Origin of the sequence: Agathobaculum sp. LCP25S3_E8 (assembly GCF_052117165.1) — a bacterium.
Taxonomy (GTDB): domain Bacteria; phylum Bacillota; class Clostridia; order Oscillospirales; family Butyricicoccaceae; genus Agathobaculum.
The window spans coordinates 73,851-99,545 of the sequence record NZ_JBQKJR010000002.1 but is presented as its reverse complement, the minus strand read 5'-3'; the positions used below and the strand labels follow the sequence as shown (position 1 = coordinate 99,545).

Genomic DNA, 25,695 nt, shown 5'->3' with positions numbered 1-25,695 from the left:
CCGAGGGGGATGGGGCGTTGCGTTTCCGTTCCGGGGAGTGAAAAATGAGCGCAATGCGCTCATTTTTTGCTTATTAACCGGAAATGTATCAGATTTCGTCTTTTTTAATTTGCGACAGGTAGCGGTAAACGCTGGCCTGTGAGCAGTGCAGTGCATCGGCGACATCTTTGACCGCGCCCTTGAGCAGGAAAATGCCGCCTGCTTCGAGCGAGGAGATGATTTGGATACGTTCGTCGGGTGTCAGTCGTTCGGCAGTCACGCCCAGACGTACCAGCTCGCGGTTGACCGCGTCGCCTGCAACAGCGTCAATCGAGTTGTGGAAGCTTTCGGTCGTGGCTGGTACGGCTCGTACAGCTTCTCCGCTTTGCGGTCTGTCGGGCTGACAGTGTTCCTCCACAAACGCATCCGGATGGCACAGGCGCAGGATGTTTTCGCTGGCTGCCTGATACCGGCTGTCATCAAAATTGATGCAGAGCATGCCAATCAGACGGCCATTTTGCTTGATAAACAGAGTGGAAGAGCGCAAAGTTTTGCCCGCGGCGGATACACCGCAATAATGCAGCCGGTAGTCCTGCGACTCGTAGCTTTTATCCATTAGAATTTTGAGTGCTACATTGGTTAGAGGGGCGCCTACCTCGCGTCCGCTGACATGATTGTTGGCGATGGCGATGATAGAGCGGTTCTTATCGGTCAGATCGTGCAGCGCGACCTCATAATCGGGGCCAAGCGCCTGACCGAGAAATTCGGTCAATTTCATATAATGTTGCAACAACGGATTGGCCATACGCTCACCTCGTTTTCAAAAATCAGACAGGTTTTTGTCCTTGATTTTATTATACCGTAAAAAAAAGAGATTTGTCAAAAAAGATGAGAATAAATTATCACAATTAAAAGAAATAATTATTATATAGTTTTGACAAAACCTATATAAAATTCCTACAAAAAACGAAAATGAAAGTGTGTAATGGTACAAAATACACAAAAACCGCTTGACAAATTATTATTCTGGTGATAAATTTATCTCAGAAAAGGAGGCGTGGAAGGATGAAAAAAGTCATCAGTACGGATTTGGCTCCCGCGGCTATCGGACCGTACGCACAGGCCGTTGCAGTAGACGGACTGGTTATCACATCCGGGCAGTTGCCCATCAATCCGGCGACAGGCGCATTTCCGGAAGGAATTGCGGAACAAACCAAGCAGTCTTTGGAAAATGTAAAGGCAATCTTGGCGGAAGCCGGAATCGGTATGGATCGCATCGTTAAGACGACGGTGTTCCTCAGTGACATGAACAACTTCGGCGCAATGAATGAAGTCTATGCAACATTCTTTGGCGAGGGAGGCTATCCGGCCCGTTCCGCAGTTGAAGTGGCGCGTCTGCCCAAGGATGCGTTGGTCGAGATTGAGGTTATCGCGGCGCTGTAACATCCCCGATATTCATTTACGTTAGTAAAAGATACTGTCCGCCAGTCGGAATTGTCGGAAGCGGAAAACCGGCAATCGATGACCGGGGTATCCTCTAAAAATAACGGCGCAACGCGCCAAAAAAAATGGAGGTAATTTATATGGACAAGAACATGGCTCACTACCCGCTGGATGTACCCGCACCCCATCATTTCACGTTTGCCGTTCGCGATCTGCCGGACGTTACGATTGAGCAGCGCGAGCGCGCTCTGAATGCGACCCACTGGAATGAATTCGCATTCCCGGCCGGTATGCTGACTGTTGATATGCTGTCCGACTCCGGTACCACCGCGATGACCAATCAGCAGTGGGCGGCGCTGTTCCTCGGCGACGAGGCGTATGGCCGCAACACCGGTTACTATGTATTGCTCGATACCTTCCGCGACATCTTTGAGCGCGGCGGCGAGAAGAACTGGAAGAAGATCATCGACCTCGTGCGCACGGACTGCCGCGACGTAGAGAAGATGATGAACGAAGTGTACCTCTGCGAGTATGAAGGCGGCTTCTTCAATGGCGGCGCTAAGCAGATGGAGCGCCCGAATACCTTCATTATCCAGCAGGGCCGTGCGGCGGAGTCCGTTCTGATGGAAATCGTCCGCAACATCCTCAATCGCCGTTACCCCGGCAAGAAGTTCACCATCCCGTCCAACGGTCACTTTGATACCACCGAGGGTAACATCAAGCAGATGGGCTCCATTCCGCGTAACCTGTACAACAAGGAACTGCTGTACGAAGTACCGGAAGGCGGCAAGTATGAGAAGAACCCCTTCAAGGGCAACATGGACATTGAAAAGCTGGAGCAGCTGATTCAGGGTGTCGGCCCCGAGAACGTTCCGCTGATTTTCACCTGCATTACCAACAACCCGGTTTGCGGTCAGGCAGTTTCCATGGCAAACCTGAAGGAAATCAACCGCGTTGCGCATAAGTATGAGATTCCGGTGGTATTTGATACCGCTCGCTGGGCTGAGAATGCATACTTCATCAAGATGAACGAGGATGGCTATGCCGATAAGTCCATCGCGGAGATTGCAACCGAAATGTTCCAGTACTGCGATGCCTTCACTATGTCCGCCAAGAAGGACGGCCACGCCAACATGGGCGGCATGCTCGCATTCCGCGACAAAGGCCTGTTCTGGCAGAAGTTCTCCGATTTCGACGAGAACGGCAACATCGTTACGGATGTAGGCGTTACCTTGAAGGTGAAGCAGATTTCCTGCTACGGCAACGATTCCTACGGCGGTATGTCCGGCCGTGATATCATGGCTCTGGCGGTTGGTCTGTACGAGAGCTGCGACTTCAATTACATGAACGAGCGCGTTGCACAGTGCAACTATCTGGCAGAAGGCTTCTATAAGGCCGGTGTCAAGGGCGTTGTACTTCCGGCAGGCGGCCATGCAGTGTACATCAATATGGATGAATTCTTTGACGGCAAGCGCGGCCACGATACCTTCGCAGGCGAGGGCTTCAGCCTTGAGTTGATTCGCCGCTATGGTATCCGTGTATCCGAGCTGGGCGACTACTCCATGGAGTATGACCTCAAGACCCCGGAGCAGCAGGCAGAGCTGGCAAACGTGGTTCGCTTCGCAATTGACCGCAGCCGTCTGACGCAGGAGCACCTGGATTACGTTATTGCAGCAGTTAAGGCGCTGTACGAGGATCGCGAGTCCATTCCGAACATGCGCATTGTATGGGGCCACAAGCTGCCGATGCGTCACTTCCATGCATTCCTCGAGCCGTACCCGAACGAAGAGAAGTAATCTGAAGGAGACAATAAGGGCGTAACCTGTGCCGCGTGGAAAGAGCATAGGAGATGAAAGGTAAAGGACACCCGCGGAAAAGTGAAAAATTCCGCGGGTGTTTTTATTACTGGTACGACCGGTAGAAAAAGGGGTGTAAAGCATGAGTAATGAAGAAACCAAACGCGATGGCTTTTCAAGCAAATGGGGCTTTATTTTAGCTTGTATCGGCTCGGCGGTCGGCATGGGCAACATCTGGCGTTTCCCGATCATGGTGCAGAAGTACGGCGGTATGACCTTCCTGATTCCATATTTCATTTTCGTTATCCTGATCGGTGCATCGGGTGTTATTGAAGAATTCGCACTCGGTCGCCGCGCAGGCGCGGGCCCGGTAGGCGCATTCGGCATGTGCACCGAGGAGCGCACCGGCAACCGCCGTTCTGGCGAGCTGATCGGCGCAATTCCGATCATCGGCGCGCTGATGCTGGCCATCGGCTACACAGTCGTACTCGGCTGGATCTTCAAGTATACCTTCTTGAGCATTTCCGGTGGCCTGTTCGGCATGGGTACGGATATGGGCGTCATTGGCGGTGCATTTGATGCGACCGCACCCGGCGCTGAGTCCCTGGGCGAAGCGCTTGGCATGATGGCGAGCAGCGGCTTTTTCGGTATCGGCAACGGTGTCTGGCAGATCATCGGCCTGGTTGTTTCGCTGATCATCATGGCGCTGGGCGTTGCAGGCGGCATTGAGAAGGCGAACAAGGTTATGATGCCGGTTCTGTTCTTCCTGTTCCTCGGCCTTGGCATTTACATCTTCACTCTGAGCGGATCTTCCGAGGGCTATAAGTACATCTTCACGCTTAACCCGGCCGGTCTGGCGAATCCCGAGGTTTGGGTATTTGCATTCGGTCAGGCATTCTTCTCCCTGTCCGTTGCAGGCAACGGATCGGTTATTTACGGTTCTTACCTGAGCAAGAACGAGGATATCCCGAACTCTGCGCGCAACGTTGCAGTGTTTGATACGATGGCGGCGCTGCTGGCGGCGTTCGTTATCATCCCGGCCATGGCTGTTGTGCTGGGTGCTGGTATCAACGATGTTTCCGGTGGCCCTGGCTTGATGTTCATCTATCTGGTCAATGTTTTCAACGCTATGCCCGGCGGCCGTATTATCGGTTTTGTATTCTTTATCTGCGTGCTGTTCGCAGGCGTATCTTCGATCGTCAACCTGTATGAGGCGCCGGTGGCGTTCCTGCAGGAGAAGCTGAAGTTCAACCGTATCGCGGCGGTTGCCACGATCGGTGTAATCGGCATGATCGTTTCGATTGCGATCCAGCCGTGGACCTCGCAGTGGATGGATCTTGTTTCGATCTGGATCTGCCCGCTCGGCGCAATGCTCGCAGGCATCATGTTCTTCTGGGTGCTCAAGGAGAAGACCGCTTTGTCGGCCGTCAACGAAGGCATCAAGAAGCCAATTGGCGGCTGGTTCTATCCGCTCGGCAAGTTCATCTATGTACCGCTGGCTCTGCTGGCGCTGATTCTGGGTGTATATTATGGCGGCATCGGCTGATCCCGTAACTGGAAAAAAATAATCACTCCCCTTCCCACGGGAATTGCCCGCCGCCTGTTGCAGACGGCGGGCAATTTATGTTATACTAGTGGAACAAATGGAATAGAATATGAGGAATGAAGGAGAAAAAGATGAACTCGGATCTGCGCGACAAGATATCCAGTGCCGCCACTGCGATTGAGATCACACTTGGCCTGATTATCCTGCTGGCCTGTGTTGTAGGCAGCGTAGGGTTGGTGTGTACGACGGAGCTGAATCAGATGCTGTTGGTGCCGGATTATTTTCAAGAGCGCCTGAGCGACGCTTGCTTGATCATTATCGGCATCGAGTTAATCAAGATGATCACCAGCTACACAATCGACTCTGTGGTGGATGTGATGCTGCTGGCGATTGCCCGCCAGATGATCGTCGAGCATACTTCGCCGCTGGAAAATCTGTTGGCGGTGCTTTCGGTTGGCGTACTGTTCGTTATTCGCAAATATTTGTATATTTCGCGTCTGGATCGTCCGAAGAGAAGCAAGAAGGATATTGAAAACGATGTCCAAGCCGAAGTGTTGGGGTTTGACACATCGAAAGAAGAGAGAGAGAAGAAAGGCCGTCCCTAAGGGGACGGCCTTCGCCGTATTTACCGGACGGAAACAGAAAAGCATACGCCGGTTTCGGTATTTTCCGCGCGGCAGATAAGACCGTGCAGCGCGAGAATTTTCTGCGTAATGGCAAGACCGAGGCCGTGCCCGCCGGCGCGGTTTCTCGCCTTATCACTGCGGTAGAACATTTCAAACAGACGCGGAAGCTCGTTTTCCGGAATGGGATCGCAGTCGTTTTCGACTGTGAAGAGCGGCCCACCGCCGCGGCGCAGCGTGACCGTCACGCGCCCGTCGTCGGGCGAGTATTTCGCGGCGTTTTCCAGCAAACAGCCGAACGCACGGCGCAGCAGCGTTTCGTCCCCGCGGATGCGGATGCCGTCCGCAAGATGGACCGTCAGTCGGCGGTGTTCGAACAGCGGTGCATATTCATCCAGCAGCGACCGCAGCAGGGCGGAAAGGTCGATGGCGGTGCGGTGTTTCAGCTCGTCCGTGCGGTCGAGACGGGTGTAGTCGAGCATTTCGCGCACCAGACTGTTCATGCGGCCGGTTTCCTGCTCGATGGCGGCAAGGTAGCGCGCGTTCTCCTCGGGCGAAATGTCCTGCGCGATGGCTTCGGCGTAGCCGCCGATGAGCGCAAGCGGGGTTTTGAGGTCGTGGCTGGCCGCTGCGACGAATTGCTGCCGCCGGTCTTCGAGGTCGCGCTCGCTGTCCCAGCGCTGGTGCAGGTCTCCTGCCATATCGGCCAGCGCGCGGTTGAGGTCACCTATCTCGTCGCCGCGGGCGGTGTCGGGATGGAAAGCGTCAAATTCAAGGTGCGCAACGTGCTGCGCCTGATGAGTGGTGTCGTACAGTGGGTAGACCACAGCCCAGCGCACACCCTGATAGAACAGGAACAGCACAAGTATATAAACCAGCGCCATCAGGAATGGAATATATCTGAAATAAAGGGAAATTTCGTTCGTATAATCGGAAGTATACGCTAAAAACAGCGTAGAATAACCGTTGCCGGATACTGTGGAAGAAAAATCCCGCGTTTGCAGTGCATCCAGTCCGGCCTGCGTTCGATCTTCCCGCTGACGATACTGAAGAAAGTGGAGCGCGTCGAAATACTGTTCCATTGCATTGTTATCTGCAAAAATATTCTGAAAGAAGAGGCGCTGCGAGGTGGTTTCCTCCACAGGCGTCTGCGCATGCCAAGTCTGCTCATCCACACAGGAAACAATGCGGTTGGCTACGAGATAGGTGATCTTAGAAAACTCGTCCTCTTCCAATCCTTTCACCGTGCCATAAACTGTCCAATATGGGCTGTTACCTGACCATTCCGGTGTAACCGTTTGCGCGCATTGCTGTAAGGAGCAGATGTCTGCCTCGGAGAAGCCGCCTAGATCAATGATTACGTTATGGTAGACCGGTGCGTCATGTGCGCTAACTGTCTGTATGATGGTAAGCGGTGATGTTAAGGAAACGATCTCATCACCCACCGCATATTGCAGGATAAAAGGTGTAGAGGAATTTGAACTCGTCCAGCGAGCGTAATCAAACCGTAGCTTCCAATAGGATTCAGAGTCCGGCAGAGGAAGGTGATCCGAATCTGGCACATGTAATTCCAGCTTGTCGAGCAAGATCTGCTGAATGTATTCCAGATAGGAATAACGCTGCTGCATGATGTGATCATTCGCGCGCTGCATGGAAAACCAGGTCCACAGCGCGCACACCAGCGCCAGCATAAGCGCCGTCAGTGCCGTCAGCCGTGTTGCGATGCTGCGCCTTAGCCAGAATGCTTTGAGCTTTTTCATCACGATCCCCCCAATCGGTAGCCCTTGCCGTAGATTGCTTTGATATGCTGCGCCGCTGTGCCGAGGGCTTTTCGCAGCTCAGCCACATGGCGGTCCACCATGCGCTCGTCGCCGTCGAAGTCCACGCCCCACACGCGCTCGATCAGCAGGTCGCGCGACACGGTGCGCCCTTGTTCGCGCAGAAGCAGCTCGAGAATCTGCGCCTCTTTGGGGCGCAGAGACACCGGCGCACCATCCACCGTGACCGCGTGCGTTGCGGTGTCCATCAGGATGCTGCCGTAGCCCAGCTCGTTTGCGCCCAGCCGCAGGCCGCGCGCCCGGCGCATGAGCGCCTGCGCTTTGGCGACCAGCACAGGGAAGGAAAACGGCTTTGTGACGTAATCGTCCGCGCCTGCACGAAAACCCGCGAGCGTGTCGCCCTCCTGCCCGAGCGCGGTGACAAAAATCACCGGCACATCGCTCTCGCGCCGTACAGCTGCGCATACATCCAGCCCGTTCAGCTGCGGCATCATCACATCGAGCACCAAAAGGTCGAAACTCTGCTCTCCGGCAAGCGTGAGCGCCTGCTCACCGTCGTACGCAGGGGTGACATGCACACCCGCCGCCCGGAAAAAGTCCTGCATAAGCGCAGAGAGCGCCTTATCGTCTTCTGCCAGTAAAATATGTCCCGCCATGTGCATCCCCTCCTTTTATTGCTTTCAGTATAGCATGGAATTGTCCGAATTTTATCCGCGCATCAGAAAAAAACAGCCTGCCGCAAGGCAGGCTGCTGGAAAGAATTGTTTTATTTTCCGGGCGGGATATCGCCCACGCCGTTTAAGATGTAGTGCGGACGGTAAGCATAGTTTTCCACATCCGCGCGTGTGGTGCAGCCGGAGAGCACCAGTACGGTGTCCAAACCGGTTTCGATGCCCGCGACAATGTCGGTGTCCATACGGTCGCCCACCATGACGGCTTCATGCGAGTGCACGCCCAGCAGGCGCAGGCCGGTGCGCATCATCAGGGGATTGGGCTTGCCGACATAATACGCGCTTTTGCCAGTCGCCAGTTCGATGGGGGAAACCAGCGCGCGGCAGGCCGGAATGATGCCCTGCTCGGACGGACCGGTCAGGTCGGAGTTGGTCGCAATCAGACGCGCACCCTTGTTGACCAAATCGACTGCTTTGAGGATGGTCTGATAGTTATAGGTGTTGGTTTCACCTGCGATGACATAGTCCGGGTCAACGTCGTTCATCACGATGCCCGCCTCATACAATGCGCCGACCAGGCCGGGCGCGCCGATGACATAGGCGGATGCGCCGGGCTTCTGGCTGGCGACAAACTTGGCGGTTGCCAGCGCGGAGGTATAGAAGTGTTCCTCACCGATTTCCAGACCCATGCGGGCGAGCTTCTGCTGCAATTCAAGCGGTGAGCGCTCGGACGAGTTGGTCAAAAACAGAAAGCTCTTGTTTTCCTTTTGCAGCCAGTCGACAAATTCGGTTACGCCCTCCAGCAGACGGTTGCCGTGATAGATGACACCGTCCATATCGCAGATAAAACCTTTTTTCTCACGAAGCAATTCGAGTGTTTCGCTCATTTGGGTTCTCCTTTCGCAGTATTTTGCAATACTTCTATTATGCGGAATGCATGGTGGTTTCGTCAAGAGAAAAAAGTTTCGCAGCTGTTAAATAACTGTAAAGGATAGATGCTTTGCGTGGGGGGACAAAGCATGGTATACTGTAAGGGAATTGAGGGAATGGAGAACAGACAATGGCAATCAGCAAAGCCATGCGTGCCGCGCTGCACGCACTGAGTTATACGGCAAATATTGATTTGGAAAAAACCTATCGGGTGGAGCGGGCGGTACGAGGCCTGCGCACGCCGCTGTCGCCGCTTTACCATTTGTGGGACCATAAAATCGAACGGGACGGGCATGATATTCGTGTGCGCATCTACACGCCCAAAAAGCAGACGGACGGCCGCCTGCTGTTGTTTTTCCACGGCGGCGGCTGGGTGCTCGAAAATGTAGACACTTATAATGCGGTCTGCCGCAATCTGGCGCGGCGCACAGGCTGTCGTGTGGCCTCGGTGGAGTACGGCCTTGCGCCTGAGCATGTGTTTCCTGAGGGTTTGGAGGACTGTTATGCTGCTGCGCGCGAGGTTTACCGGCATCCCGAACAGTTCGGCGTGCGCTCGCAGGAGATTACGCTCGTGGGGGATTCGGCGGGCGGCAATCTGGCGGCAGCGGTCTCGCTGATGGCCCGCGACCGCGGAGAATTTAAGGTCGCGCAGCAGATACTGATTTATCCTGCGACCTATCATGACCATTCGCCTGACTCGCGCTTTGATTCCGTGCGGGAAAACGGCACAGACTATTTGCTGACGGCAAAGCGCGTGTGTGATTATATGATGCTGTATGCGGGCGGGGACCCCAAACGCATGCACAATCCATATTTTGCGCCGCTGCTTGCGCCTGACTTATCCTGCCAGCCGCGCACGCTGGTCGTGACTGCTGAGTTTGACCCGCTGCGCGACGAAGGCGAGGCCTATGCCCGCGCGCTGAGGGATGCAGGCAATTCGGTGGAGCAATACCGCATGCCGGATGCGCTGCACGGCTATTTTTCGCTGCCGGTGCGGTTTCCGATGGTGCGGCGCACCTATGACCTGATCGAACAATTCCTGAATGGGGAGTCAATCGCATGCCAAACGATAAACGCGACCGAAAAAATTTAAGCTGGAGCCGTCTGGACAACGCGGCGAAGATATTTCCGCCGACCTCGCACGGGTCGGCGACAGGGGTGTTTCGCCTGTCGTGCGAACTGACCGAGCCGGTCGCGCCCGATGTGCTGCAAACCGCGCTCGATCGCACGCTGAAACGCTATCCGCATCTGTTGATGGTCATGCGGCGCGGTGTGTTCTGGTACTACCTGGAACAGACTACGCTGCGGGCTTCGGTCGTGCCTGAGCATGCGCCGCCGTGTGCAGCGCTGTATGAGGGCAGCCGGTCGCTGCTGTTCCGCGTCAGCTATTGGCGGCACAAGGTCAGTCTGGACATGTACCATGTGCTGGCGGATGGAGCGGGCGCAATCGAGTTTTTTGAGTCGCTGATGACTGCTTACCTGATGCTGCGCCATCCGGAGGCTGGGGTGGACGGGCCGCCGCAGGCGTCCGTATCCCAACGCTGGGCAGACAGCTTCCAGAAGTATTACAAGCCGCACAGCAGCGGTAAGACCTCCGAAGGGCTGGGGCGTGCCTACCGTTTGCGTGGGGTGCGCCGTGCGGACGGCGGCCTGACCGTTATTGAGGGTGTGGCAGATGTGCGGCAGGTGCTGGCCGCAGCGCACCGCTGCGGCGCGACGCTGACCGTCTATATGACAGCGCTCCTGCTTTCCGCAATTCATAGCGAAATGTATGTCCGCGAGCAGAAAAAACCGGTCATTCTGACCGTTCCGGTCGATTTGCGCAGCTTTTTCCCCTCGCGCACAACACGCAACTTCTTTGGGACGATTCGGGTCGGATATGATTTTTCCAAGCGGTGCGGAGAGATTGAGGATATTGTGGCCTGTGTTGCGGCGGCCTTCAAAGAAGAACTCACTCCCGAACGGCTGGGCGCGCGCATGAACCAGTTGGCCGCGCTCGAGCACAATCCCGTGCTGCGGCTGATTCCGCTGGCACTCAAAAACCCGGTTTTGCGGCTCAGTGGCGCGGTGTCCGACCGCGGGGAGACAGCGGCGCTGTCCAACGTCGGCAAATTCCGTCTGCCCGAAGCGCTTTGTCCCTTTGTGCGCGGTTTCGGTGTGTTTATGTCGACGGGCGCGACGCAGCTTTGCACCTGTTCATTTGGCAACAGCCTACATTTTGGCTTTACTTCGGCCTTTGAGAACACCGAGGTGCAGCGCCGCTTTTTTGAGCTGCTGGTCGACGAGGGAATCGAAATCGAGATTCGAAGCAACGAATACCATGAAGAGGAGGAAACGTCATGCAGCGATGCCCCAGCTGCCGAGTGACCGTCGCCGGTCATAAAACCTGCTGTCCGCTGTGCGGCGGACAGCTTTCCGGCACGCCGGAGCCGGACACCGAGGTGTTTCCGGCGCTGGAAAAGCCGCGGTTTACAACCGGTTTTGTGCTGCGGCTGCTGGCGCTGATTGCGATTGCAGTCAGCGTCATCTGCGTGCTGGTCAATATTGCAACCGGATGGCACGCGCTCTGGTCGCTGTTCGTGGTGGCGGGTGCGGTGTGCGTCTGGGTGGCGGCGGCGGTCGGCGTGGCCTATCGGCGTGACATGACGCAGAATATCGGCTGGCAGGTTGTGCTGATTCCGGTTTTGTCCTTTTTGTGGGATTGGTGGACGGGCTGGCGCGGCTGGTCGGTGGATTTTGTGTTGCCGTGTGTTTGCATCGTGGGGATTCTGGCGATGCTGCTGATAGCAGTGCTCTGCAAAACACCGCTCCGGCTGTTTGCCGGACCGCTCATCGGCGCATGTTTTTTCGGGCTGCTGCCGCTCGTTCTGATTGCGTGCGGACAGGTCCGGGTGCTGTTGCCCTCGCTTTTGTGTGCGGGGCTGGCCATTTTGTCGCTGGCGGCGCTGATACTGTTCCAATGGCAGACCATCAAGGCTGAGCTGCAGCGGCGGTTTCATCTGTAATATAAAAAGAGCCGTACAGCGGCTCTTTTTGCATTTGGGTGCATTTGTGCTGAAATGGGTTGCATTTTGACGCAAAAAGCCGTATACTGTCAGGATAAGACGGAAGGACGGCTTTGAAATGGACAAAAAACAACTGCTGCGGCTCGGCGGCAGCGCCGCAGGCGCGGTGCTGCCGTTTTGGCTGCTCGACCTGACTTTGCGCGCTGCGACAGGGTGCGCGGCATGGTATCCGCTGTATGCGGCGGCGCCAAACCTGTTTTCACTGGGCTTTGGAGCGCTGTTCGCAGCGCTGTGTCTGCTGCCGCAGCGGCGGACAGTCGGACGAATACTGTATGGACTGATTTACACCGTTTGGGCGGTATATGCGGTGATACAGTATGGTATCTGGCGCATTTTTAACCGGTTTCTGTTCCTGTCGGACTTCCTGTTTGCGGGAGAAGGTCTGGGCTTTGCAGGCTACATCCGGCAGCTGATTGATATGCGTTTTGTGCTGGTGGTCGTGCTGCTGGTACTGTGGGGGGTGTTGGGCGTGCGGCGGCTGCCCGACAATCTGCCGCGGCGGCGTGTCTGTCCGATGCTGGTACTGTTCTTTGCGCTGACGCAGTTTGTCGCGCCGCGGCTGTATGCGCCTGTACCAGAAACGCTCGACTGGGATTCGTGGCAGTCGAGTGGGTACGAATACGAGCGGTTTTCTTCATCCACCTATGACCTTGCGCTGACCGGACCATATCAGTTTGTCGTTCGGGATGCATGCCTGTCTATTGTACCCGATGCAGACGCAGCCGAGCAGCGTGCGCAGATTGATGCCTTTTTCGATGAGCGGCCCGCGCACGAGAACAACCCAATGACCGGTCTGCTCGCGGGCAAAAACCTGATTCTGGTGCAGCTTGAGAGCGTGGATGACTTTGTGCTTAACGATGAAAACACGCCGACACTCGCGCGATTGCAGCGTGAAGGCATCAATTTTGCGGAGTTTTACACGCCGCAGTACGCGAATGGCTACACCTTCAACACCGAGTTTGCCGCACAGACCGGCATTTATCCATACGCCAACGGAAATGTTGCCTATTCGCTCAGCCGCAGCGCGTTTCCGTATGCACTCGGCAATTTGCTGGAAGGTGCGGGCTATACCGCCAATTCCTTTCACAAGAGCGAAGCCAAGTTCTACAATCGCGGTGCGATGCATCAGGCGTTCGGCTATGAGCAGTATCATTCTGCGCTGGATTACGCGCAGGACGAATTGCAGGCGGGTGACGATAGGTTTTTGATTGACTGTGAGGAACTTTACAGCGCGATGATTGCGCAGCAGCCGTTTGCGGACTTTCTCATCACCTATAGCGGGCATCTCGGCTATGACGAGATAGATGCGCTGACTACCTATGCGCTCGAACAGTTCCCGGAATACAAGGATGACAGCCGTCCGTATGAGATAAACGGTCTGTTTGCCAAGGCACGGCTGACCGACGAGATGTTCACGCGTCTGCTCACACGGCTGGAGGAGGACGGTCTGCTGGAAAACACGGTGATTTGCGTGTATGATGACCACTATGCTTATGGCTTGACCGACCGTGCGGTGCTGGAGGAGTACTCTGAAGCCGCAGGCGGCCGTCTGCTTGAGCGTACGCCGTGCTTTATCTGGTATGAAGGCTGCACGCCGCAAACGGTGACTAAGACGCTGCAAACCGTCGACTTACTGCCGACGCTTGCCAACCTGTTCGGGTTGGAAGTGCCTGACACGATGGGGCGGGATGCATTTGACCCGGATTATAAGGGGTATGTCATTTTCCCGAACGGCGGCTGGCTGACCGATACGGCTTACGCGGAAAACGGGCAGGTCTTGTGGAACAACGGCATGACGGACGCGGAGGTGTCCGAAATGAACGCCTATGCCCGCCGCTTTCAGGAGGTAAACGACGCGATTCTGGATACGGATTACTATGCGCAGGCAACAGAGTAAAATAAAAGGACGTTTCCCATTGGAAACGTCCTTTTGTCGTTTGTCCGTCAAATCTCGCCGAAAAATCGGCGGATCTCGATTTCCGCGTTCTCCGGGGAGTCCGAGCCGTGGATGACGTTATAGGTGGTCGAGCAGGCGAAGTCGCCGCGGATGGTACCCGGCATTGCGTTCTCGTTCTTGGTCGGGCCCATAAGGGTGCGCATACCCTGAATGACGTTTTCACCCTCCACGACCATCGCCAGCACCGGGCCGCTCGTCATATAGTCCACTGTGGGCGGGAAAAACGGCTGGTCGACGATGTGCGCATAATGCTCACGCAGAATAGCCTCGTCCAGCTGCATGGTTTTCATGTGAGTGATGCGGTAGCCCTTACGCTCGATGCGCGCGAGGATTTCACCCGTGATGCCGCGCTGCAAAGCATCCGGTTTGAGCATGATATAGGTTCTTTCCATAAAACGCCTGCTTTCTTTCATACTTTCTTTCAGTATAGCAATAAAGCGGTGCGGAAACAAGCCTTTTTGGCCTTACAAGCTGACATACGTGGGTTCATGGCCGAGCGCGGGCAGAATGCGGCCGGTCAGATCAGCGGTTTTGATGCGCAGCGAGGTAGTGTTGCGGCAGGGGTGGCAGCCGAAATACTCGTGCGCGAGCGCGTCGCGGTCGATGACCAGCCGGACGTGTTTTTCGGTGTCGTTCAGCAGACCGAGTACGGATACCGAGCCGGGTGTCACGCCCAGATACGCCTGCATGTGTTCAGCATCGGCGAAAGACAGCCTCGAGCAGCCCAGCTGCGCGGACAGCTCCTTGGTGCGGAAGGCTTTTCGGCCGGGCATGAGCAGCAGCGTGAACTGCGTTTTCTACCGGTTGCACAGAAACAGATTTTTGCAGATTTCAATGCCGAGCAGCTTTTCCACTTCGCCGCAGGCCTCGATCGAGGGCGTTTCATCGTGATCGATGCGGCAGTAGGGTACGCCGATCCGGTCGAGAAAATCATAGCAGGCGATTTCAACCGCATCTCGACCGGTCAGGTCAACCGGACGGCCGTCGTACAGTGTGGGGTCAAGGTAAAAGTCAGACATGGGTAACACTCCTGTGATGGATGATTTGAGGTCAATTGCGTGCGGGATTCTGCCCGCGTGCCAGAATACGCAGCACCGGTACGGTCACAAAGATGGACAGGATGAACGCACACAGGTCGCTCAGCGGTTGACACAGCTGCACGCCGAGAAGCGCAAGGAACACAGGCAGCACGATAGCCAGCGGGATGAAAAACAACCCTTGCCGCGCCGCGGCAACCAGACTGGCGCGCATGGTCAGCGCGATGTTTTGCAGCAGCATGTTGCACATGGTCACCCAGCCGATGAGTGGGAAGGACAGGCACTGCAGCCGCAGTGTCAGCGTGCCGATGCGAATGACTTCGGGGTCATCCGCACGGAAAACAGCGATAATCTGGGGTGCGAAAATCCAGCCCAGCACGGCCAGTGCAAGCAGCACCAGAAACGAGGACTTGACGCAGAACCAGAAGCCGCGCCGCACGCGGTCGTATTTGCGCGCGCCGTAATTGTAGCCGCAGACCGGCTGGAAGCCCTGTCCGAAGCCAATCATGGCCGACCCGGCGAACTGAGAGACGCGGGAGACGATGCTCATGGCCGCGATGGCGGCGTCACCGTAAGGGCGCGCGGCGGTATTGAGAAAGGTAACCGCGACCGAGGCCAGACCCTGTCGGCACAGGCTGGGCAGGCCGCCGCCCGCAAGCGCGGTGAAGCGGCTGATGCTGGGGGAGAATTGCCGCAGGCGAATCTGCACGCCGCGCGACAGGCGAATGCCGAGCAGAAGCAGCAGAAAGCTGATGAGCTGGCTGAGAATGGTCGCGTAAGCCGCGCCGCTGATACCCAAATCAAGAACAAAGATGAACAGCGGGTCGAGCACGATGTTGAGCACACCACCCGATACCAGCCCGACCATCGCATAGGTCGCGTTGCCCTGCTGACGCAGCTGGTTGTTGAGTACGAGTGCGGCCATCATATACGGCGCGCCGCACAGAATGATTTGCATGTAGGCAAGCGCATATGGATAGATGGTCTCGGTTGCGCCAAGCAGGTGGCATAGCGGACTGCGCAGCAGCAGGCCGAAAACCAGAATCAAAATACCCGTGATGAGCGCGGAAAAGAAGCCGGTCGCTGCCATGCGCTCGGCTTCTTCTTGATGCTGCGCGCCAAGCTGGCGCGAAATATAGCTGCCTGAGCCTTGCCCGAAGAAAAAACCGATGGACTGGATGAGCGCCATGAGTGGGAACACCACGCCGACCGCACCGGTTGCACTGGTACCCAGTTTACCGACGAAAAAAGTGTCGGCCATGTTATAGATGGAAGTGATGAGCATACTGATGATAGTCGGCACAGCCATTTTGCAAAAGAGCGGCTCGAGCGGCGCCTCTGTCATCTGATGAAAGCGGCGTTCCTGCGCCTCACTGGTGGTTTGTTCCGCCATGGTAGTTCGCCTCCGTCCGTGTAATTTGTTCACATAACCATTCGGTTGTTCGTTCGAAGCTCTCGTCTGCGGTTGCCAGCGGAGAGCGGAAAAAGCCGGCAGCCTCCATGGAAATATAGCCATGCAGCGTACTGCGAATCAGTCGGGATAGATGTACGCGCTCTTCCGACGGCAGGCCGAGCGGTGCAAGCATGCGCACGAATAAATCCATAAACGCCTGCTTGCGCGCAATCAAACCGGGGTCGGAAAACTGCGGCAGCATCATCATTGCACGGTACAGCTGCGGCTGCTCATGCGCAAAGCTGCGGTAAGCCACAGCCAGCGCGCGCAAGGCATCCGTAACCGGACGGATATCGACCGCTTGCTGAAGCGTGTCCATCAAACGGTCAAGCGCGCACTCAGCCAGCCGCACGTTCAGTTCGGGCAAGCCCTGCAAATGGTTGTATAGAGAAGCCGGTTTGACATCCAGCGCGTCCGCTAACTCGCGCAGCGTCAGGTTTTCCATGCCTTTTTCTTCGGCCAGCGCCGCCGCCGCATCGACAATGGTATCGCGGCTGAGCCCCTTTCTTGCTATGCGATATCCCTCCAAACTAACAATGTTAGTTTTCTATATTTTCAGAATAAACTAACGGTATTAGTTTGTCAAGCGGGAGGCGCGCAAACGATGGGGAAATTTGGCGCGAATAGGCTTGACATATATCGAGCATCTATATATAATCAATATATCGAACACCGATATAAGGAGGGATAGAAAATGGCAATTGACAAAAGTTTGCTTGCGGGAAGTACGGCGCTGCTGGTGCTGCGGCTGCTGGAGGAGGATGACCTATACGGCTATCAGATGATCGAGCGGCTGCGCGAGCGGTCGGATGACACATTTTCGCTCAAGGCGGGTACGCTTTATCCGCTGCTGCACACGCTGGAAACGCAGGGGCTGGTGCAGAGCTATGAGCGCGCCGCGGACGGTGCGCGGATGCGCAAGTATTACCATCTGACCGACGCGGGACGTACGCGGCTGGCGGAAAAAACCGAGGAATGGCGGCAGTTTTCCGGCGCGGTCGAGCGTGTGCTGAAGGGGGGAGAGAGCCATGCGTTTGCCTGACGGTGTGCGGCGGTATCTGCTGCATTTGCTCGAGCGCGATGCGGCTGAGCGGGCACTGGATACGGCTGAACTCGAAGCACTGGCTGCCGCCGCCGAGGGGCGCAGCGTGAGGCCGCTGCCCGAACTGCTGCGCGGCTGGGTGAGCAGCGCGACCGCTCAGATGCGCTGGAAGCGGGCGCGTCCGGTGGCGGCAAAGGAACTGGCTGACCACCTTTCCGACCAGTACGAAGCCTTTCTCAATGAGGGAATGAATGAGGACGCTGCCGCGCAGGCGACCGCGCGCGAAATGGTCGACGCGGTCGAGACCGGCACGCAGCTTGACCGCGCATGGCGGCCGCGCCCGGACTGGGTGATGCTGGGCATCGTGCTGGTGGTTGCGGCAATCGGGTTGGTGCTGCAATATAGCATGCGCCCGAACAATGATTTGGAATGGTACATGTTTTTCGGAAAATATGTGGCGGGCGCTGTGTGTCTGCTGGCTGCGTATTTCGTGGACTACACTATCCTTGGGCGGCACTGCTGGCTGCTATACGGTGCGTGGATTGGCATTGGTTTGCTGCTGACCCAAGGGCCGATCGCGATGGGGAAAAACTATCATCTGTCTTGTTGGGTGTGGTTCTTTCCGGTGCTGTTTGCGGGCATCCTGTTCCGGCAGCGCGGCAAGGGGACGCGCGGCGTCGGCGTCTGCTTGTTGTCGCTGTCGGGCATGTGGTTCTTTGCGACGCTCGCGCCGTCCATGGCAGCGCTTGGCGTGCTGACGGTGGTCAGCTGCGGCATGCTGTTTATGGCGGTCTGGCACGGCGTGTTCGGGCGGCGCACGCGGGGCAGGCTGGTGCTCGCGGTGTCGCCGGTGCTGGCGATGGCGCTGTACTGCCTGTTCCTGATTGTTTCCGATGGACACATCCGGGAGGCGTTATGGGTTGTGCTCCACCCGCAGAGCGATGCGATGGGAAACGGTTATCAGGGGGCGGTGGCGCAAAACATTATGTTTGGCATCCCATTCCCCTTCGACAGCAGTATACATAGTGTGGAAGCATTGCTGTGGAGGAACGGCGCAACCGATTGGGTGTTTATAGCGGCAAAATACTATTGGGGCTGGGCGGCGGTGCTGCTGATTCTGGCGGCGGCGGTGCTACTGCTTGTCTGGGGCTTCCGCATTGCGCGCAAACAGACCGGCCTGCTCGCGCGCAGTGTGTGCATGGGCGTGATGGTGACGTTCGCGCTGCAAACCCTCATGTATGTGCTGCAAAACTGCGGTATCATCCTGGTTGCAGCCTATGGCCTGCCGCTGCTGTCCTATGGCAGCCTGTACCTGTGCCAGACCATGCTGCTGCTCGGCCTACTTCTGTCCGCGCAGCGGTCGGGACAACTCGAGAGCGGCCTTGCGCCGCAGAATGCGCGTTCTATCTCGTAACGACAAACTATGCTATACTAAAAGACAGTCCCTTCGGGGGGCTGTCTTTTGCTTTGGCAAAAAAATTCCCTCCCGCTGTCAGCAAAGGCTTTGCTCATTCGTATTGTAGGTGAAGCGACGTTGCTGACACGGCCGGACGGCCGCCAAAGGAGTTGATGAAACCATGATACAACTGGACAGGGCTGAGGCCGAACGGTTGGTGAGCACCTATTCCGACCTGATTCTGCGGCTTTCGTACACCTATCTGAAACATACACAGGATGCAGAGGACATTTGCCAGACCGTGTTCCTCAAACTGCTGACCAGTGGGCAGACGTTTGACAGCCCGGCGCACGAAAAGGCGTGGATCATCCGCGCGACCGCGAACGCTTGTAAGGACATGATGCGAAATGCGTTCCGGCGGCGCACGGTGGCGCTCGAAGCAGTGGCGGAAGCGCCCGCGCCTGTCGCACCCGAAAACGATGTGCTGGAAGCGGTGATGGCGCTGCCGGAAAACTACCGCGAAGCGGTTTACCTGTATTACTACGAAGGCTACTCCGTCCGCGAGATTGCCAGCCTGCTGGGCCGCAGCGAATCCGCGGTGACCGCGCACCTGAGCCGGGGACGGCAAAAGCTGCGCATGACTTTGGGAGGGAATGAATATGAACAGAGCGTATAATGATAACAGAGAGTATACTGATGCACTGGATGGTCTGCGATTCTCAGACGAGGCTAAGGCGCGCATGGTGCAAAACCTGCTGGATGCGGCGGGCGAAAGCGCACCGCAGCTGGAAAAACCGCGTGGACGGAAGTCTCGCCTGCCGCGCGTGGCAGCGGTTGGCGTGGCGGCGGCGCTGGTGTTGGGCATCGGTGCGGGCGCGTCCGGGGTGTTCAAGACCGCGGGGGAAGCGTTCTCCGGTGTGTTCGGTCCGACGGCGGACACCGAGATTATCGACCAGATTGGCCGTCCGATCGGCGCAAGCGATACGGATAACGGCGTGACCGTCACGGCGGATGCCATCATTGGCGACAAGTACCATTATGCCATCACCTATTCGATCGTGCGAGACGATGGAGAGGCGTTTGACATCGACCTGAGCAAAACGGTGGGCGACGGTCTGCTGCCGCTGAATTTTGCTGAAGAGGATACCACGCTGATGGGATATTTTGGCGGCACGCATGGTGGATCGTATTTTTACGACGCTGACCCGAACGATCCGTCCATTCAATATGTGGAAACGCGCGAGATCAGCGACGGCGATGTGCATGGCCACACGGTGCAGGCAAAATTCAGCGATCTGTATGTGTTTGACGAGGACATGAACCGCACCGTAATTGCGGAAGGCGATTGGTCGTTTAAGTTCAATCTGGATTTCGAGGATACCTCGATCAATCTACCGGCGGGTCAGACGTTTGACTTGAACGGTATGACTGCAACCATCGACCAAATCACGCTGTCTCCGCTCGCACTGCGCGTGGATTATACGGTGGATAGCGAGGTGCAGTGGGACGAGAACGCGCAGTCAGGCAAACAGAGTGACCATGACAGCGCGCAGATGCAGAAGTATTTTGACGATGTGCAGATCTCGATTAACAAGGCGGATGGAACCAGCCTGGATATGTCCTATGCGGGCGGCAGCATCAAGCCGCAGGGTGGAAAAACTGTTTGCCAGAAGGGTGATATTTTCAGTGAGATTATTCCGCTTGAGAACATCGTTTCTCTGACGATTGGCAGTGTGGAAATTCCTGTTCAGCAGTAAAATCGAAAAAAACAGCGGCATCCGTTATCGGATGCCGCTGCTTTTTCGTTACTATACACGGTGTCCGGAAATGGTAAAATCCGACTGGATTCGATTTACAAATCTTCCAGGCGGTGCTACAATCAAACTAGGAAAACCACTACATGCTGACCTCGGAGGGGATAGAAATGGATATGCTCAAGGATTATCCGCTGCTCCGCACGGATAGTTACGCAAAAATTTTTCTGTACAATACCCACGAAACCGTAGCCTGTGTGCCAAGACATATCATCCGTATGCGCGATAAGGTGCGGCCGGACAAGCTGCAGCAGGCGGTGGAACAGGCGTTGCTGCGCTTCCCGCATATGATGCTCGGTGTGGAGGCGACCGATACCAGCTTCCGCTATCGTCCCAATGTGCTGCCGCCCGTGGTGCTGCCGTTTGACGGCGTGGAAAAACGCTATACCATCGGTTCGCCCGATACGCACGGCTATCTGTTTCTGGTCGGTTATCAGGATAATACAATCACTATGGAATATCAGCATTCAATTTCGGACGGCCGCGGCTTCGAGGAATTCATCCGCTGTGTGTTGTTCCAGTATCTGACGCTGTGCGGCTATCCGGTCGAGAACGACGGATCGGTGCGCGGCATGGATACGCGCTGGTCACCGGAGGAGAGTGCGGATGGTTACCGTCAGCTTGCCGATCAGGAGTTTTCACCCAAGGGTATCTGGAAGAAGCCCGAAGCGTCTCATGCGTGGGATCTGACTGACAAGGGCGATGGTCCCGAGATTGTGACCGACGTTACCTTTCCATTTGAGCAGCTGCACAGCTATAGTAAATCGATTGGCGTCAGCCCGCTGTCCATTGTGGCGCCGCTGCTCATGCGTGCGTTTGACCAAAAATATGGAGAGCCGGACAAGCCGGTCATTTCACAGATCCCGGTCGACTTGCGTCCGCTGCTGCCGTCGGCAACCACACGGTACTTTATCTGCTTTATCGACCTTCCGTACTTGCCGGAGTACCGCGATTTGCCGCTGCCCGAGGTGTTCCGCAAAACCAAGGAGTTCTTAAACAGCCAGATGGAGCGCGAACAGCTGCTCTATCGCGCGAAAGCAGCGTCCGACCGATGCAGCGAGCTGCACGAGGCGAATATGCCTCTGGCGGAAAAAATGAAGGAAGGACAGAAGATGTGCCGCGACTTTGTGCTGGAGGACAGCTTCCTTATCACTAACGTCGGCCGATTCAAGATGCCGGAAAGCTGTATGCCGTACATATTGGATTATGGCGCAGTGCTGCCATGCGCGGTGCAGCCGTTTGCAATGCTGGTGTCGTCTTTCGGCAGCCGTATGAAGCTGTCGGTCGCCCAGCGTGACCACGATATGCAGGTGGTGGACAGTCTGGTGGAAGGGCTGCATGAGATTGGCGTGGATGCTGAGAAAGTGCACTATCCCTTCCGTGTGACCAAGTACAATGGTCTGGCATGCGGACAAATGAAGTAAACCCAAAGAGGGCTTCTTGACAAGCCCTCTTTTTCTTTTTTTAAAGGATTAGCAAAAGCTAACCGAAAAACTTTCCTTTTTGCGGAAAACGTGGTATACTATCTTCATCTGGAATTAAAATTCAAAATGAGGCGAAACAAATGACGAAAATTGATATTATTTCGGGATTTCTGGGCGCCGGCAAGACCACGCTGATTAAGCGGCTGCTGGCGGACGCTCTCAAGGGCGAGCAGGTCGTGCTGATTGAAAACGAATTCGGTGAAATCGGCATTGACGGCGGATTCCTCAAGGATTCCGGCATCGTGGTAAATGAAATGAACGCGGGTTGCATCTGCTGTTCGCTCGTGGGCGATTTTGGCAAGGCGTTGCACGACGTAGTCGAGCAGTACCACCCCGACCGCATTCTGATTGAGCCATCCGGTGTGGGCAAGCTGTCCGACGTCATCGGCGCGGTACAGAACGCGCATCTGGATGTGCAGCTCAATTCGTTCGTGACGGTAGTTGACGCGCTCAAGGCCAAGATGTATCTGAAGAACTTCGGTGAGTTCTTTGAGAACCAGGTGGCGCACGCAGGCGCTATCCTGCTGTCCCGCACGGCGGAATGCCCGGCAAAGCGGCTGGACGAGGTGGTTGGCTTGCTGCGTGGATTGAACGCGCATGCGCGCATCGTGACCACGCCGTGGAAGGAACTGACCGGTATGCAGCTGCTTCAGACGATGGAGGGCAGCCGCGATTTGGTACAGGAGGTGCTCGACGAAATCGCACACGAGCCGCATGAGCATCATCACCACCATGATCACGATCATCATCACGAGCATGAGCATGAGCATGAGCATGAGCACCATCATGACCACGACCACGAGCATGACCACGACCACGAACATCATCATGACCATGGCCCGGACTGCACCTGCGGCTGCCATGACCACGATCACGAGCATCATCACCACGACCACGATCACTGTGGCTGCGGTCATGACCATGATGCGGATGAAGTGTTCACCTCTTGGGGTGTAGAGACACCGCACAAGTACACCGAGGAGGAGCTGAACCGCGCGCTCACCGCACTGGGCGACCCGTCGCTCGGCACGGTGCTGCGCGCGAAGGGCATTGTACCCGCAGCGGATGGCGGCGAGTGGCTGCACTTTGACTATGTGCCCGGCGCACCCGAAATTCGCCGCGGTGCGGCCGATTATACCGGCCGTCTGTGCGTCATCGGCGCGGAACTGGACGAAGAGCGCATTGCCGGCCTGTTCGGTGTTGCCTAAAGGAGGAAAACGGTATGCCAAATAGGGAACCGATTCCGGTTTATGTGTTTACCGGCTTTCTGGAAAGCGGCAAGACACAGTTTATCAAGGAAATCCTTGCCGACCCGAATTTTACGGAAAACGAGCGCACCGCACTTTTGATGTGCGAAGAGGGCATCGAGGAATATGACGAACGTGAGCTGCTGCATTTTGGGACGGCGCTTGTGCCGATCGAGTCAGCTTCCGACCTGACGCCCAACCGGCTCAAGCGGGTGGAGCAGAAGTTCGATCCGGACCGCATCATCGTGGAATACAACGGTATGTGGAAGCTGGACGATTTGCTGGCCGCGTTCCCCTCGCGGTGGGAGCTGTACCAGATTGTTACGACCGTGGATGCGTCCACCTTCGAACTGTATTCCAACAATATGGGGCCGATGATGTTCGAACATATCACGACCGCCGATTTGGTGGTGTTCAACCGCTGTACGGATGCGCTCAAAGAGATGCTTTACAAAAAGAATATTCGCGCGATGAACCCGCGCGCGACCATCTATCTGGATGATGTAGATGGCAATTCGGAGGATTATGCGCGCAATATGCCGCTGCCGTTCGATGTGGATGCAGATATCATCGACATCGCGCCCGCAGATTATGGCTTATGGTATATCGACGCGATGGGTGACCCGAACAAGTACGACGGCAAGACCGTGCGGTTTCTGGCGCAGGTCTATGTCGGCAACAACGTGCCGGCCGGCTCGTTTGTGCCGGGACGCTTTGGCATGGTCTGCTGCGCGGAGGACATCAGCTTTCTGGGTTTTCTTTGCCGCTGGCCGGGGGCAAAGGACCTCAAACAGCGCGACTGGGTGCGCGTGACCGCGTCCATCACGGTCGAGACGCTGCCGCAATACCGCGGCGAAGGCCCTGTACTGCATGCTTCCGAGGTGATTCCGGCAGAAAAGCCGGAGGAAGAACTGGTATATTTTAATTAAGTCGTTAGAAGCGTACAGCTTCCAACGAGGCAGTCGTCCCGCACTGTGTGCGGACACAGCTGGAGCGAAAAAGTTCCGACGAGCAAAACTTTTTCCCGCCCTTGGAGCAAACGGCAGGCGCATGTCCTGCCATTTACTGAAAACAGACCGCCTAAAGCGGCCTGGTTTCTATTTTATGCGCGCTGTCGCGCGAAATCCGTTGTGGCATAGAAAAATCCCCTCAGGCAATGCCTGAGGGGATTCATTATGCGTTTTTTGCTTATGTAAGGAAGGATTACTCCTCAACCTTTACGTAAACACCGCCGTTGCGGCAGGACTCGGTTGCAGCCTTGGCCATGAGAACCGGACGCAGACCGTCAATCGCGCCAACCGGAACCGGCTTGTCATTGTTGATTGCATCAACAAACGCGATAACCTGCTCGATAAACGCCTGATTGTAACGCTCGAGGAAGAACCACAGCGGCTTCTCGGAATGAGCGCCATCCTTGGTCATAACGGTCGTGGTGTTGATAAGGTCGTTGGCATCGGAAGCCATGCCCTTGGAGCCAAACGCCTCAACGCGCTGGTCATAGCCGTAAACAGCCTGACGGGAGTTGTTGATGACCGCGATGCAGCCGTTTGCCATCTTCATGGTGACAACAGCGGTGTCAACGTCCGGAATACCGGACTCTTCCTGCAGGTTCGGGTTGACCAGGCAGGAGCCGACAGCGGAGATCTCAACTGCCTCGGAACCGGTGACGTAGCGCACCATGTCGAAGTCGTGGATCATCATGTCGTAGAAGATACCGCCGGAAACCGCAACATAGGATGCCGGGGGCGGCTCCGGGTCACGGGAAGAAACGATAACAATGTGCGGATCGCCGATCGTGCCGTCCTTGACAGCGTCAGCGACTGCCTTGTGGTTGTGGTCGAAGCGGCGGTTGAAGCCAACCTGGAACTTAACGCCCTTTTCTTCAACCAGTGCGAGCAGCTTCTTGATCTTCTCAATATCATAGTCGATCGGCTTCTCGCAGAATACGTGCTTGCCGGCGTTAACAGCCGCCATGGAAACGTCGCAGTGCGTGTCGGTGGACGAGCAAACGAACACAACGTCTACTTCGGGATTGTTGATAACGTCCATGAAGTCTGTGGAAACGTTGGTGATCTTGCGCTCTGCCAGCCACTCGCGTGCGCCGGACTTATCCAGCATCGGATCTGCCGCAGCTACGACCTGCACGCCCGGTACGCTGTTAATCAGGTTATTGATGTGCAGCTTGCCGATACGGCCGCAGCCAACTACGCCGATTTTCAAAATGCCCATTTCAAATCTCTCCTTTTACATAAGGTGATTTTATTATAGACCACTTGAGAAGGAGCATCAAGAGCATGGCCGGAATTTCGGCGCACCGCCCAATTTTGAAAAGCATGATTGGTGAAAAATGGCGGCGCAGAACCGCTGTAAAGCGTGCAAAAAGCCTGTGCATTGTGCGTAAAAGAAAAATGCACGGAAAAGGGCGTTTTACGGG

Annotated in this window: 23 protein-coding genes and 1 pseudogene; 15 read left to right on the top strand and 9 right to left on the bottom strand. The window is 56.0% G+C overall.

What is annotated here, in order from left to right; translation table 11 throughout:
* Positions 1-88: 88 nt before the first annotated feature.
* Positions 89-784, bottom strand: coding sequence for a helix-turn-helix transcriptional regulator (locus ACTQ34_RS01605; RefSeq protein ID WP_441362186.1), 696 nt, complete (start codon positions 782-784; stop codon positions 89-91).
* 260 nt (positions 785-1,044) lie between these two features.
* On the opposite strand from ACTQ34_RS01605, the gene ACTQ34_RS01600 reads away from it, so the two are divergent.
* From ACTQ34_RS01600 to ACTQ34_RS01585, 4 genes are all read left to right on the top strand, one after another.
* Complete coding sequence (locus tag ACTQ34_RS01600; RefSeq protein WP_441362185.1) at positions 1,045-1,422, top strand: RidA family protein; 378 nt, start codon at positions 1,045-1,047, stop codon at positions 1,420-1,422.
* Between the two features lie 140 nt (positions 1,423-1,562).
* A complete protein-coding gene (locus tag ACTQ34_RS01595) occupies positions 1,563-3,218 on the top strand; it encodes a tryptophanase (RefSeq protein ID WP_441362184.1) in 1,656 nt (551 codons plus the stop codon).
* Positions 3,219-3,360: 142 nt separating this feature from the next.
* Positions 3,361-4,764 (top strand): sodium-dependent transporter, encoded by a 1,404-nt coding sequence (locus tag ACTQ34_RS01590; protein ID WP_441362183.1) that lies wholly within the window; start codon positions 3,361-3,363, stop codon positions 4,762-4,764.
* A gap of 131 nt (positions 4,765-4,895) precedes the next feature.
* Complete coding sequence (locus ACTQ34_RS01585) at positions 4,896-5,369, top strand: phosphate-starvation-inducible PsiE family protein (RefSeq protein WP_441362182.1); 474 nt, start codon at positions 4,896-4,898, stop codon at positions 5,367-5,369.
* A gap of 20 nt (positions 5,370-5,389) precedes the next feature.
* Here the strand turns inward: ACTQ34_RS01585 and ACTQ34_RS01580 are convergent, their stop codons facing one another.
* The 3 genes from ACTQ34_RS01580 to ACTQ34_RS01570 all read right to left on the bottom strand — a co-directional run bounded on the left by ACTQ34_RS01580 (position 5,390) and on the right by ACTQ34_RS01570 (position 8,723).
* Positions 5,390-7,147, bottom strand: coding sequence for a sensor histidine kinase (locus ACTQ34_RS01580; protein WP_441362181.1), 1,758 nt, complete (start codon positions 7,145-7,147; stop codon positions 5,390-5,392).
* A complete protein-coding gene (locus ACTQ34_RS01575) occupies positions 7,147-7,821 on the bottom strand; it encodes a response regulator transcription factor (protein WP_441362180.1) in 675 nt (224 codons plus the stop codon). The genes ACTQ34_RS01580 and ACTQ34_RS01575 overlap by 1 nt, the downstream gene beginning before the upstream one ends.
* 110 nt (positions 7,822-7,931) lie before the next feature.
* Positions 7,932-8,723: an HAD-IIA family hydrolase gene (locus tag ACTQ34_RS01570; RefSeq protein ID WP_441362179.1), complete on the bottom strand. Its 792-nt coding sequence runs from the start codon at positions 8,721-8,723 to the stop codon at positions 7,932-7,934.
* Between the two features lie 173 nt (positions 8,724-8,896).
* Here ACTQ34_RS01570 and ACTQ34_RS01565 point away from each other — a divergent pair, with 173 nt between their 5' ends.
* From ACTQ34_RS01565 to ACTQ34_RS01550, 4 genes are all read left to right on the top strand, one after another.
* On the top strand, positions 8,897-9,859 hold the full coding sequence (locus tag ACTQ34_RS01565) for an alpha/beta hydrolase (RefSeq protein WP_441362178.1): 963 nt from the start codon (positions 8,897-8,899) through the stop codon (positions 9,857-9,859).
* Positions 9,826-11,133: a hypothetical protein gene (locus ACTQ34_RS01560; protein ID WP_441362177.1), complete on the top strand. Its 1,308-nt coding sequence runs from the start codon at positions 9,826-9,828 to the stop codon at positions 11,131-11,133. The genes ACTQ34_RS01565 and ACTQ34_RS01560 overlap by 34 nt, the downstream gene beginning before the upstream one ends.
* On the top strand, positions 11,106-11,771 hold the full coding sequence (locus ACTQ34_RS01555; RefSeq protein ID WP_441362176.1) for a DUF6320 domain-containing protein: 666 nt from the start codon (positions 11,106-11,108) through the stop codon (positions 11,769-11,771). Before ACTQ34_RS01560 ends, ACTQ34_RS01555 begins: the two co-directional genes overlap by 28 nt.
* A gap of 118 nt (positions 11,772-11,889) precedes the next feature.
* Positions 11,890-13,728, top strand: coding sequence for an LTA synthase family protein (locus tag ACTQ34_RS01550; RefSeq protein WP_441362175.1), 1,839 nt, complete (start codon positions 11,890-11,892; stop codon positions 13,726-13,728).
* A 47-nt stretch (positions 13,729-13,775) separates the two neighbouring features.
* Here ACTQ34_RS01550 and ndk read toward each other — a convergent pair whose 3' ends face one another.
* The 4 genes and pseudogenes from ndk to ACTQ34_RS01530 form a co-directional block, all read right to left on the bottom strand.
* Entirely contained in the window at positions 13,776-14,180 is a 405-nt protein-coding gene (gene ndk / locus ACTQ34_RS01545; protein ID WP_441362174.1) for a nucleoside-diphosphate kinase, read from the bottom strand.
* 72 nt (positions 14,181-14,252) lie between these two features.
* Positions 14,253-14,807: pseudogene (locus ACTQ34_RS01540) on the bottom strand (prolyl-tRNA synthetase associated domain-containing protein).
* A gap of 31 nt (positions 14,808-14,838) precedes the next feature.
* Entirely contained in the window at positions 14,839-16,218 is a 1,380-nt protein-coding gene (locus tag ACTQ34_RS01535) for an MATE family efflux transporter (protein WP_441362173.1), read from the bottom strand.
* Positions 16,196-16,807, bottom strand: coding sequence for a TetR/AcrR family transcriptional regulator (locus tag ACTQ34_RS01530; protein WP_441362172.1), 612 nt, complete (start codon positions 16,805-16,807; stop codon positions 16,196-16,198). Before ACTQ34_RS01530 ends, ACTQ34_RS01535 begins: the two co-directional genes overlap by 23 nt.
* Positions 16,808-16,972: 165 nt before the next feature.
* Between ACTQ34_RS01530 and ACTQ34_RS01525 the strand changes: the two genes are divergently transcribed.
* The 7 genes from ACTQ34_RS01525 to ACTQ34_RS01495 all read left to right on the top strand — a co-directional run bounded on the left by ACTQ34_RS01525 (position 16,973) and on the right by ACTQ34_RS01495 (position 24,190).
* Positions 16,973-17,320 (top strand): PadR family transcriptional regulator, encoded by a 348-nt coding sequence (locus ACTQ34_RS01525; protein ID WP_441362171.1) that lies wholly within the window; start codon positions 16,973-16,975, stop codon positions 17,318-17,320.
* Entirely contained in the window at positions 17,307-18,734 is a 1,428-nt protein-coding gene (locus ACTQ34_RS01520; RefSeq protein WP_441362170.1) for an FtsW/RodA/SpoVE family cell cycle protein, read from the top strand. The genes ACTQ34_RS01525 and ACTQ34_RS01520 overlap by 14 nt, the downstream gene beginning before the upstream one ends.
* 163 nt (positions 18,735-18,897) lie before the next feature.
* Positions 18,898-19,392: an RNA polymerase sigma factor gene (locus ACTQ34_RS01515; RefSeq protein WP_441362169.1), complete on the top strand. Its 495-nt coding sequence runs from the start codon at positions 18,898-18,900 to the stop codon at positions 19,390-19,392.
* The gene (locus ACTQ34_RS01510) at positions 19,376-20,473 is read left to right on the top strand and encodes a DUF4179 domain-containing protein (RefSeq protein ID WP_441362168.1); all 1,098 of its coding nucleotides are present in this window, start codon (positions 19,376-19,378) and stop codon (positions 20,471-20,473) included. Before ACTQ34_RS01515 ends, ACTQ34_RS01510 begins: the two co-directional genes overlap by 17 nt.
* 167 nt (positions 20,474-20,640) lie before the next feature.
* On the top strand, positions 20,641-21,954 hold the full coding sequence (locus ACTQ34_RS01505) for a hypothetical protein (RefSeq protein ID WP_441362167.1): 1,314 nt from the start codon (positions 20,641-20,643) through the stop codon (positions 21,952-21,954).
* A 140-nt stretch (positions 21,955-22,094) separates the two neighbouring features.
* Positions 22,095-23,222, top strand: a complete 1,128-nt coding sequence (locus ACTQ34_RS01500; protein WP_441362166.1) for a CobW family GTP-binding protein — start codon at positions 22,095-22,097, stop codon at positions 23,220-23,222.
* Positions 23,223-23,236: 14 nt separating this feature from the next.
* Complete coding sequence (locus tag ACTQ34_RS01495) at positions 23,237-24,190, top strand: TIGR03943 family putative permease subunit (RefSeq protein ID WP_441362165.1); 954 nt, start codon at positions 23,237-23,239, stop codon at positions 24,188-24,190.
* 274 nt (positions 24,191-24,464) lie between these two features.
* Here ACTQ34_RS01495 and iolG read toward each other — a convergent pair whose 3' ends face one another.
* Positions 24,465-25,484 carry an inositol 2-dehydrogenase gene (iolG, locus tag ACTQ34_RS01490; protein WP_373164291.1) on the bottom strand — a complete coding sequence of 340 codons (1,020 nt, stop codon included), beginning with the start codon at positions 25,482-25,484 and terminating at the stop codon, positions 24,465-24,467.
* Between the last annotated feature and the right edge of the window lie 211 nt (positions 25,485-25,695).